Consider the following 10,555-nt stretch of genomic DNA (forward strand, 5'->3'; position numbering starts at 1 on the left):
GCGGCCTGGAGTATGCTTCCACCTTACATAAATCATTTGGCGGAGCGGAGAGCAATGTGGCCATCGGCGTCGCCCGTCTGGGTCATACCTCAGGCTGGTTCGGGGCGCTGGGAAAGGATCCTCTCGGGGACATGATTTACAAGTCGATCCGCGGCGAAGGCGTAGACGTGTCGCAGACGGTGCGCGGCGTTGACGCGCCGACAGGCATGATGATCCGGGAAAATACGGCGGGCCGCACGTCGGTGTACTATTACCGGAAAGGCTCGGCGGCAAGCCGGATGCAGCCGGATCAGCTGAATGCTTCTTATATTGCCGGAGCTAAAATTTTACACGTGACCGGCATCACGGCGGCGATCAGCCCGTCCGGGCTTGCCTGTGTCGAAGCGGCTATAGATATTGCCACGGCAGCCGGCGTCAAAATCAGCTTTGACCCCAATCTCCGCCTGAAGCTGTGGAGCCTGGAAGAGGCGCGGGGCGTGCTGCTGCGTCTGGCCGAAAAGGCGGATTACTTTTTACCGGGCCTCGACGAGCTGAAGCTGCTGTACGATACGGATGATGACGCGGCGATTTTTGCAAGCCTTTCCAAACTGAAAGCCGTATCGATCGTCAAAGGCGGTCCTGACCTGACTTATGTGCTGGATCAGGGGAACGTAACGGAGGTTCCGTACTTCAAAGCCGACAACGTACTGGATACCGTCGGAGCGGGTGACGGCTTCTGTGCCGGCTTTATCGCCGGGCTATTGAAGGGCGAAAGCGCCGTGGAAGCGACCCGTCTGGGGAATCTAACCGGATCCATGGTTATTCAGGCCGTGGGTGATTGGGAAGCGCTTCCGACTTGGGAGCAGGTCGAGGCGAAGCTCGGCAACAAGGCGCATATTGAGAGATAAGGCGAAAGAGTGCAGGGGTACTCTGGAAATAGACATCTTTCAGGCTTTTCCATATAATGAACAAAAGGAGCGGTCATTGTGAAAAAAATCCAGCTTTTGCAAAAAATTATCGATAACGGCGTCGTTGCCGTTCTGCGCGGAGATTCGGCTGATCAGGTGTTTGACATGGCGGAGGCGGCAATTGCCGGCGGGATCAAGGTCATCGAGGTTACGCTGACCGTGCCGGGAGCGCTGCATGCGATCGAGAAGCTCAGCCGGATGTACAGCTGGGAGACGAGCGACCCGGACAAATTCGCCATCATCGGAGCGGGAACGGTGCTGGAGCCTCAGACGGCGCGCGCTTCCATCATGGCTGGAGCCCAGTTTGTCGTCGGTCCTTCGCTGAATCCCGACACGGTTAAGCTGTGCAATTTGTACCGGGTGCCGATTCTGCCTGGCGTCATGACGATCGCCGAAGTGCAGCAGGCACTCGAGCTCGGGGTCGACATCGTGAAGCTGTTCCCTGGCAGCCTGTACGATCCGTCTATCATCAAGACGATGAAGGGACCTCTGCCTCAAGCAGACTTTATGCCGACAGGCGGCGTATCGCTGTCCAATCTCGGCGACTGGATCAAAGGCGGAGCGGTGGCCGTCGGCATCGGCTCGGACCTGACCAACAAGGCTGTGAAGACCGGGGATTTAAGCCATGTCCGCACGAAAGCGGAGCAGTACATGGAGGCTTACCGCAAGGCGAAGTCGGAGCTGTAAGCCGGCCGGAATGTTGTGAGCGGAATCATTGTGTCATAAGTAAAACCCAAGCATTATGAATCAAACCCGATCGTAACGGGTACTACACCATACAGCCTGCCGTCCCGCATGTGGAGGCGGGCTGGTCCCTTATTCCATATGAAGCGAGAAGCCGCGGATCGGATCAAAAGGACCAACACTTGTGGAGGTGCACCATATCGTGCAGAACATAGATACGCTTGCCTCTTGGATTGAACAAAGCGGCAATATCGTTTTTTTCGGTGGAGCGGGAACGTCGACGGAAAGCGGCATTCCCGACTTCCGTTCCGCCGCCGGGCTGTATCAGACTGAACAGCATCTGCCATACCCGCCGGAGCAAATGCTGAGCCGGTCCTTTTTTATGAAGCTTCCCGAGGTGTTCTTTGATTTTTACCGCAGCAAAATGCTGCATCCCGATGCGGCCCCGAACGGCTGCCACCGGATGCTGGCCAAGCTGGAGCAAGCCGGCAAGCTGAAGGCTGTCGTGACCCAGAACATCGACGGATTGCATCAGAAGGCGGGAAGTAAAGAGGTACTTGAGCTGCACGGTTCGGTTCACCGCAACTACTGCATGGGCTGCGGGGCGTTTTACGACCTGGAGCACATCATGGCGACGAACAAGCTCGTTCCGCGCTGCCCAAGCTGCAGCGGGATCATCAAGCCCGACGTCGTCCTGTACGAGGAGCCGCTGGACCAGCAGGTGCTCTTTGGTGCGGTGGAGGCGATCTCCCAGGCGGATCTGCTCATCATCGGCGGCACCTCTCTGACGGTTCAGCCGGCAGCGGACCTGGTCTCCTATTTTCAAGGAAGCCGCACCGTCCTCCTGAATATGGACCCCACTCCATATGACCGCAAAGCGGATCTGCTGATCGCTGATAAAATCGGCGAAGTGATGGAGCAGGTGGAGCGGAAACTGGGTATTTAATGGGTGGCAGATGTTCATAGCGCGGTAAGCGTGGTAACAGCTTAGTCCATCCCTTTTTAACAGGAAGGATATCAGCCGGGACCTCCAGCCCGTGTAATCGGTTTCTTGTCAAATGCCTTGCCGAGGATTTATGATGGTTCTAGTAGTCTATTAACCGTGAGAGAGAAGGGCGGATATCAATGGCATATACACCAAGCGAATCACGTTATGAAGAGATGACTTATAACCGCTGTGGCCGTTCGGGACTGAAGCTCCCGGCCATATCGCTGGGGCTCTGGCATAATTTTGGCGGAATCAATACGTACGAAAATGCGCGGAATATGATCACCCGCTCGTTTGATTTAGGAATTACCCACTTCGATCTGGCGAACAACTACGGTCCTCCACCAGGCTCGGCGGAAGAAACGTTTGGCCGGATTCTTACCCAAGACCTGAAGAGCCACCGGGATGAATTGATTATCTCGTCCAAAGCCGGGTATTACATGTGGCCCGGTCCTTACGGGGAGTGGGGATCACGCAAGTATCTCGTCTCCAGCCTGGATCAAAGCTTAAAGCGGATGGGTCTCGATTATGTCGACATTTTTTATTCGCACCGCTTTGACCCGGATACTCCACTGGAAGAAACGATGATGGCGCTTGACCATATTGTGCGCTCCGGTAAAGCGCTGTACGTTGGCATTTCGAATTATTCGGCCGAGCAGACGGCGGAAGCGGCCGCGATCCTGAAGCAGCTGGGAACGCCGCTCTTGATCCACCAGCCAAGCTATTCCATGCTGAACCGTTGGATCGAGAACGGCCTGCAGGACGTGCTGGATGAGCAGGGGATCGGCACGATTGCCTTTACCCCGCTGGCTCAAGGGCTGCTGACGAACAAATACCTGAACGGCATTCCGGAAGATTCGCGTGCCGCGAGCCCGTCGGTCTTCCTGAACGAGAGCAACATTACGCCGGATGTGCTTCGCAAAATTCGGGCGCTGAACCAGCTTGCCGCCGCCCGCGGCCAAAGCCTGGCCCAACTGGCGCTGGCCTGGGTGCTGCGCGGAGGGCGCGTGACTTCAGCACTGATCGGAGCCAGCCGCGTTAGCCAGATCGAAGACAACGTGGCTGCACTGAAGAATCAGGAATTCAGCAAGGAAGAGCTGGACCGGATCGAAGCGATTTTAAAAACGGAAAGCGAATCCTGATCCAGTGGATATCCTGCGGATCGATGAGAGGCATATTCCAGTGAAGGAAACTTAAGTCCATATTAGCGACCATCCTGCGTTTGACCTTGCGCGTATACCAGTTGTATGACCGGCTTGGATTAATTTTACGCACATCTTACGCGTTACGCGGAATAACTCACTTGTCTGGCTCTTAATCGGAATAACCCGCTTATCATGGGCCTAACTCACAATAACCCGCTTGTCTGCCAGAGGGCAGGGCATGCGGGTTATTGTGTGCCTGGCGCTTAGGATCCGCGCTGCGAGTCCGGCCGGGCGGAAGCGACAAGGTCCGGAGCCGTTACGACGGCGCGGTACGCCGTCGGGGACTGCCCGCACAGCCGCTTGAATTGGCGGGAAAAATACAGGGCGTCCGTCAGCCCGACGGAGGCGGCCACCTGCTCGATCGACAGCTCCGGCCGTTCGCGCAGCAGCTGGCGCGACTTATCGATGCGGAGCTTAAGCAAATAGGTCACCGGCGAGCAGCCGGTTTCTTTCTTGAAAATCCGCGACAGATAGGCCCGGTTATAACCGAGGCTGTCGCACATTTGCTCAATGGAGACCGGATGGGCGTACTGTGCCGACATATAGTGGATCATCTGCTTGACGGTCCGCTGCACCTGCGATTCCGTTCCCGTCAGCCGGGAATGGCTGGACAGGATATTCTGCGCTTCCGAGAAGATCAGGTACAGATAGCCGAGCGACGCCAGATCGGCGCTTTCCTGCTTCGTATAGAACGCTTCCTGCATCCGTTCAATGGAGCCGGGGATCATGGTGTCCCCGTCGGTAAAGAGCACCGGATGCAGCGGGTCGAAGCCGGCGTTCGCCAGGAGCCCCTGCGCCTCTCTGCCGGAGAAGGCGGTCCAGCGGTAGCGCCAAGGCTCGCCGGCGTCGGAGGCGTAGCTGACCAGCTGGCCGGGATGAATGAGAAAGCAGCTCCCTTGTCCGAGCTCATAGGTGCGCTGCTCGGTTCGAAACGTCCCTTTTCCCTCTTCTACATAATGAAGCAGATAGTAATCATAAATTTTTGGCCCGACGGCATGCACGGGCCTGGTCTGGCTCTCCCCCGCAAACAGCACGTGCAGCGGGCCGTCGTCATGATAGACGGGGTTTGAAGCAACGGAGTAGGTCTCCTGCGGAATCATGGATTCATCGATCCTTTCACAAACATCAAAATAAATGCGGTCCTTCTTACACCATTATATTCTCCAAGGTCACATAAATCCATATCCAGTCAACATAATTGCATTAACGCGGAACAGGAAGTCCTTTTATAATGAAAGAGCAGAACCATAAGGAAAGGATGGGTGCATATCCCTATGACATCGGAAACTTTATTACAGCAATTCATGACGAAATACGGTGACAGCAGCGAGGAAGTACGTGTGTTTCATGCTCCGGGCCGGGTTAACCTGATCGGGGAGCATATCGATTATAACGGAGGTTACGTCCTTCCCGCAGTCGCTGGAGTTCGGCACGACGCTGCTCATTCGGGAGCGCGGGGACGATGTGATTCAGCTGGCCTCCACAAATTTGCCTTATGAATACCAACTAGCCGTCAAGGAAATCGGCAGCCACAAAACGGGCGAATGGGTGGATTATGCCGTCGGCGTCATGGTCGAGAACGCGAATATCGGCTGTCCAGTTACGAAAGGCTATGACATCCTTTACCACGGCGATATTCCGAACGGCGCCGGATTATCTTCTTCCGCCTCGATCGAAGTGGTCACTTCGTATGCGCTGCAGACGATGGAGGGGTACAGTACGGATACGGTGCAGATTGCGCTCCTGTCGCAAAAGGCCGAGAACCAGTACGTCGGCGTCAACTGCGGCATCATGGACCAGTTCGCCGTCGCGAACGGGAAGAAGGACCACGCGATCCTGCTCATGTGCGACACGCTGGAATACAAGCATGTTCCGTTCCAGACCGGGGTCTACAAGCTGGTGATCAGCAATACGAACAAGCGCAGAGGCCTGGTGGATTCGGCTTACAACGAACGCCGCTCGCAGTGCGAAACGGCCCTGGCCCAGCTGCAAGTGAAGATGCCTTCGCTTCAGTATTTGGCCGGCCTGGCGCCCGATCAGTTCGAATCGCTGAAGGATGCTATCGCCGATGAGACAGTCGCAAGACGCGCCCGGCACGTGGTCGAAGAAAACCAGCGCGTGCTTGATTCAGTGGAAGCGTTGAAGCATAACGATTTGCATACCTTCGGACAGCTTATGAACGCTTCGCACGCATCGCTCCGTGACCTGTACGAGGTCAGCTGCGAAGAGCTGGACGTTATGGTCGAAGAAGCGCAGCGGATCGAAGGCACGCTGGGCTCGCGGATGACCGGAGCCGGCTTTGGAGGCTGCACGGTGTCGCTCGTGCATGAAGATGCGGTGGAACGGTTCATTCAGCAGGTCGGCGAAGCGTATCAGGCGAGAACGGGCCTCAAGGCCGATTTCTATGTGTGCAGCGCAGGCGACGGAGTCAAAGAACTGAAGGGGGATCACTAACATGGCTATTCTCGTAACGGGTGGAGCAGGATATATCGGGTCGCATACGGTAGCGGCTCTTCTGGAGCGCGGCGAGGAGGTTGTCGTGCTGGACAATTTGCAAACGGGGCACCGCGGGGCGCTGCTCGGCGGCAAGCTGTACGAAGGGGATTTGCGGGACAAGGAGCTGCTGGCGGAGCTGTTCGCCGAGAACGAGATCGATGCGGTGATCCATTTCGCGGCGAATTCTCTCGTTGGCGAAAGTATGCAGAAGCCGGTGAAGTACTATGATAACAACGTCTACGGCACGCTCTGCCTGCTGGAAGCGATGGACGTGGCGAACGTGCGCCGGATCGTCTTTTCCTCCACAGCGGCGACTTACGGTGAACCGGAACGCGTGCCGATTGTCGAGAGCGACCGTACGCAGCCGACGAACGTGTACGGGGAGGCTGAAGCAGCGCGAGAGCATTGCCGTCTTCGGCGACGACTATCCGACGGCAGACGGATCCTGCGTCAGAGACTACATCCACGTGAGCGACCTGGCGGACGCGCACTTGCGGGCGGTCGATTATTTGCGCAAGGGCGAGGCCAGCAACGTGTTTAACCTGGGGATCGGGGAAGGCTTCTCCGTGAAGGAAGTGATCGAGACGGCGAAGAAGGTCACCGGGCTGGACATTCCGGTCGTCGTGCAGGCCCGCCGTGCCGGCGATCCCGCTGTGCTCGTTGCATCTTCTGAAAAAGCCCGCACCGTGCTCGGATGGAACCCTTCGCGCACCAAGCTGGAGGACATTATCGAGAGCGCCTGGAGCTGGCATCAAAGCCATCCTGACGGATATGGCAAAGAATAAGGGGGAAGCGCATTGAATTCACAAACCGACACCACGAATCCCTTGAAAGAGCAAGCCTTGCAGGCGATCGACCGCCTCGTGCGTTTCGCCCTGGATCACCGGCTCATTCAGGCTGAAGACGCCGACTACAGCCGCAACCTGCTGCTGGATCTGTTCGGCGCAAGCGAGCCTTCGCAGAGCGAAGCTGAGCCGGAGGCCGCGGACAGCCCGCAGCCGATGATCGACACGCTGCTGGATTACGCGTTTGAGATCGGACTGATGCCCGAGAACACCGACACCTACCGCGACTTGCTTGATGCCAAAATAATGGGCCTGCTCATGGCGCGGCCTTCGGAAGTGATTGCGGAGTTTGAGCACACGGCACGGGGGCAGGGAATCGAAGCGGCGACCGACCGATTTTACCGGCTGTCGATCGATTCGAACTACATCCGGATGGACCGGGTCAGCAAAAACGTATACTGGACGTACCCGTCGGAATACGGCGACATCGAAATGACCATCAACTTGTCCAAGCCGGAGAAAAGTCCGAAGGAAATCGCCATGGCCAAGCTGCTGCCGCCGCCGGTCTACCCCAAATGCCAGCTGTGCCGTGAGAACGTCGGTTATGCCGGCCGGGTCAACCATCCCGCACGCCAAAACCTGCGGATCATTCCGCTTGAGATGAACAACGAAAACTGGTTCTTTCAGTATTCGCCTTATGTGTACTACAACGAGCACTGCATCGTGTTCCACCACGATCACGTGCCGATGAAGCTGACGAAGGACAGCCTGCGTCGCCTGCTCGCTTTTGTAGACGTCTTCCCGCATTATTTTATCGGCTCGAATGCCGATCTGCCGATCGTGGGCGGTTCCATTCTAACCCACGATCATTTCCAGGGCGGGCGCCATACGTTCCCGATCCAGAACGCGCTGAAGGAAGCATCCTTCGCTCACCCGCAGTTCCCGGGCGTCATGGTCAGCATCGTCAAATGGCCGATGTCTGTGCTGCGGCTTGCGTCGGCGGACAGCGCCGTCCTGCTGGAATGCGCTGATTCCATCTATGAAGCCTGGAAGCAGTACAGCGATCCGGAAGCCGAGATTTATGCTTTTACAGAAGAAGGCGGGCAGCGGGTGCCGCATAACACGGTGACCCCGATCGTCCATCGGACGCCGGACGGCGCTTACGAAATGGACTTGGTGCTGCGCAACAACCGGACCAGCGAGGAGCATCCGGCGGGGATTTTCCATCCACATGCCGAAATGCACCATATCAAGAAGGAAAACATCGGCCTCATTGAGGTGATGGGCCTGGCGATTCTGCCGGGACGGCTGAAGGAAGAGCTGGATCAGGTCGCGGATATTCTGTCCGGAAACCGCAGGCTGTATGAAGCGCTGCTTCAGGACGACAACCATCCGCTCCAAGTCCACAAACCGTGGATCACCCGCCTGGTGGAAGAACAGGGCATGGAGCGGGACAAAGCTGCCGCCGAGGAATGGGTCCGCGAGGAGGTTGGACGCATTTTCGTGGAAATTTTGGGCCACGCCGGCGTCTACAAACGGACGGAGGCCGGGCAGCAGGCGTTCCGCCGCTTCCTTGCTTCGATGGGTTATACCGAGGCGTAATATACTATCTTCGGGGGATGTGCCCCCTTCATTACAAACCGCTTATTCCCTGCATGGGATGGGCGGTTTGTTTCTTCTGCGGCCGGAGGGTTATAATATTTAGGGCAACTCATTACATCATGGAGGCGAATCCGACAATGAAAGCATTTGAATTTCATAACCCGACCAAGCTGATTTTCGGCCAAGGTCAGCTGGATAAATTAAAAACCGAAGTTCCGAAATACGGGAAAAAGGTGCTGCTGGTCTACGGCGGCGGAAGTATCAAGCGCTCCGGCCTGTACGACAACGTGCTTGCGCTGCTCAAGGAAATCGGCGCCGAGGTGACCGAACTGGCAGGCGTAGAGCCGAATCCGCGCTTATCAACTGTACATAAAGGGGTGGACCTGTGCCGGACGAACGGCATTGAGCTGATCCTTGCGGTTGGCGGCGGCAGCGTCCTGGACTGCTCCAAGGCGATTGCGGTCGGCGCCAAATACGACGGCGATATGTGGGACTTTGTGGAACGCAAAGCCGCTCCGCAGGCGGCCCTTCCGCTCGGCACGGTGCTGACGATGGCGGCGACGGGCTCGGAAATGAACGGAGGCTCGGTCATTACGAACGAGCAAACGAAAGAAAAGATGGGCTGGGGCAGCCCGTATGCCTTCCCGGCATTTTCCATCCTGGATCCGGTGAACACGTATTCCCTGCCAAAAGACCAAACCGTTTACGGTATGGTAGACATGATGTCCCACGTGCTGGAGCATTACTTCCACCAGGAGACCAACACGCTGGTTCAGGACGGATTTTGTGAAACGGTCCTTCGTACCGTCATCGAAACCGCGCCGAAGCTGATTAACGATCTGGAAAACTACGAGTACCGTTCTACGATCATGTACTGTGGCACGATGGCGCTGAACGGGGTGCTGAACATGGGCATGTCCGGCGACTGGGCGACCCACAACATTGAACACGCCGTATCAGCCGTGTATGACATTCCGCATGGCGGCGGTTTGGCCATCCTGTTCCCGAACTGGATGAAATATAACCTGAGCGTGGATCCAGGCCGCTTCAAGCGCCTTGCCGTTAACGTGTTTAACGTGGATCCGGCCGGCAAGAGCGACGAGCAGGTCGGGGAAGAGGGCATCCAGGCGCTTCGCGATTTCTGGAGCTCCATCGGTGCGCCGGCCCGCCTTGCCGATTACGACATCGACGACAGCCAGATCGAAGTGATGGCTGAGAAGTCGGTCCGCTTCGGTCCGTTTGGCAACTTCCGCAAGTTGAACAAGGAAGACGTCATCGAAATTTACAAAATGTCGCTGTAAGGCGATAAGCGTTCCGTCAGCGACCGGAGGACTGGAGTATTTTTCCTTTCTCCGCCAATATAGCCAAGGGGCTTCCCATAAGGTCGATCCGACCCGGGAAAGCCCCTTTTTGCCGTTCTGCTGCTTTTGTGGATGGTTACAAATCATAATTCAGCTTCTCCGCACAAGTATATTCCCGTCCTATGATCCTTGTGACCGTCCGGCATACTCGTTTTCGTAAATGCCCTGAACAAGTTCCAGCACCGGTTTGCCAGCTTCGGCATACTTCAACTCTGTGGGCTCGTTTTTCAACAGAAATACGCCGTTCAGGTTCTTGTGCTTGCCGAAAGCCGCCTCATACAGAAGCGCAGCGCCCTTTGAAGGAGGACTCATGACCAGCTTCATGGCTATCTTTATATACCAGGGCAGCCCGGAATTTTTTCCTTTCCGCATCGTATTGTTACCCCCGGGGTCGGCACTGCGGATCGTCAAGCCTTCGGCGGCTGCCAAGGGGGCAATTTCGCGGGTCCACAGCGATAACGCCAGCTTGGAAGCGGCGTAGGGACCG

Annotated in this window: 7 protein-coding genes and 3 pseudogenes; 8 read left to right on the forward strand and 2 right to left on the reverse strand. The window is 56.7% G+C overall.

What is annotated here, in order from left to right; genetic code table 11:
* From CPT76_RS21485 to mgrA, 4 genes are all read left to right on the forward strand, one after another.
* Nucleotides 1-887 (forward strand): sugar kinase (locus CPT76_RS21485; RefSeq protein WP_105444413.1); only part of this gene is annotated, 887 nt, incomplete at its 5' end.
* A 78-nt stretch (nucleotides 888-965) separates the two neighbouring features.
* A complete protein-coding gene (locus tag CPT76_RS21490; RefSeq protein WP_105444414.1) occupies nucleotides 966-1,634 on the forward strand; it encodes a bifunctional 2-keto-4-hydroxyglutarate aldolase/2-keto-3-deoxy-6-phosphogluconate aldolase in 669 nt (222 codons plus the stop codon).
* A gap of 199 nt (nucleotides 1,635-1,833) precedes the next feature.
* Nucleotides 1,834-2,577, forward strand: a complete 744-nt coding sequence (locus tag CPT76_RS21495) for an NAD-dependent protein deacylase (protein WP_076169657.1) — start codon at nucleotides 1,834-1,836, stop codon at nucleotides 2,575-2,577.
* Between the two features lie 179 nt (nucleotides 2,578-2,756).
* Nucleotides 2,757-3,761, forward strand: a complete 1,005-nt coding sequence (gene mgrA, locus CPT76_RS21500) for an L-glyceraldehyde 3-phosphate reductase (RefSeq protein WP_105444415.1) — start codon at nucleotides 2,757-2,759, stop codon at nucleotides 3,759-3,761.
* A gap of 266 nt (nucleotides 3,762-4,027) precedes the next feature.
* On the opposite strand, the gene CPT76_RS21505 is transcribed toward mgrA, so the two are convergent.
* Complete coding sequence (locus CPT76_RS21505; RefSeq protein ID WP_105444416.1) at nucleotides 4,028-4,924, reverse strand: AraC family transcriptional regulator; 897 nt, start codon at nucleotides 4,922-4,924, stop codon at nucleotides 4,028-4,030.
* A gap of 174 nt (nucleotides 4,925-5,098) precedes the next feature.
* On the opposite strand from CPT76_RS21505, the pseudogene CPT76_RS21510 reads away from it, so the two are divergent.
* The 4 genes and pseudogenes from CPT76_RS21510 to CPT76_RS21525 all read left to right on the forward strand — a co-directional run bounded on the left by CPT76_RS21510 (nucleotide 5,099) and on the right by CPT76_RS21525 (nucleotide 10,008).
* Nucleotides 5,099-6,278: pseudogene (locus tag CPT76_RS21510) on the forward strand (galactokinase).
* Nucleotide 6,279: 1 nt separating this feature from the next.
* Nucleotides 6,280-7,105 (forward strand): annotated as a pseudogene (locus CPT76_RS21515) (NAD-dependent epimerase/dehydratase family protein).
* A 12-nt stretch (nucleotides 7,106-7,117) separates the two neighbouring features.
* A complete protein-coding gene (locus CPT76_RS21520) occupies nucleotides 7,118-8,707 on the forward strand; it encodes a UDP-glucose--hexose-1-phosphate uridylyltransferase (RefSeq protein ID WP_105444417.1) in 1,590 nt (529 codons plus the stop codon).
* Nucleotides 8,708-8,844: 137 nt separating this feature from the next.
* Complete coding sequence (locus CPT76_RS21525) at nucleotides 8,845-10,008, forward strand: iron-containing alcohol dehydrogenase (RefSeq protein ID WP_105444418.1); 1,164 nt, start codon at nucleotides 8,845-8,847, stop codon at nucleotides 10,006-10,008.
* 180 nt (nucleotides 10,009-10,188) lie between these two features.
* Here CPT76_RS21525 and CPT76_RS40260 read toward each other — a convergent pair.
* Nucleotides 10,189-10,555: pseudogene (locus CPT76_RS40260) on the reverse strand (SDR family NAD(P)-dependent oxidoreductase); the annotation flags it as partial.

The sequence above is a fragment of the Paenibacillus sp. AR247 genome, assembly GCF_002968895.1.
GTDB lineage: Bacteria > Bacillota > Bacilli > Paenibacillales > Paenibacillaceae > Paenibacillus_AQ > Paenibacillus_AQ favisporus.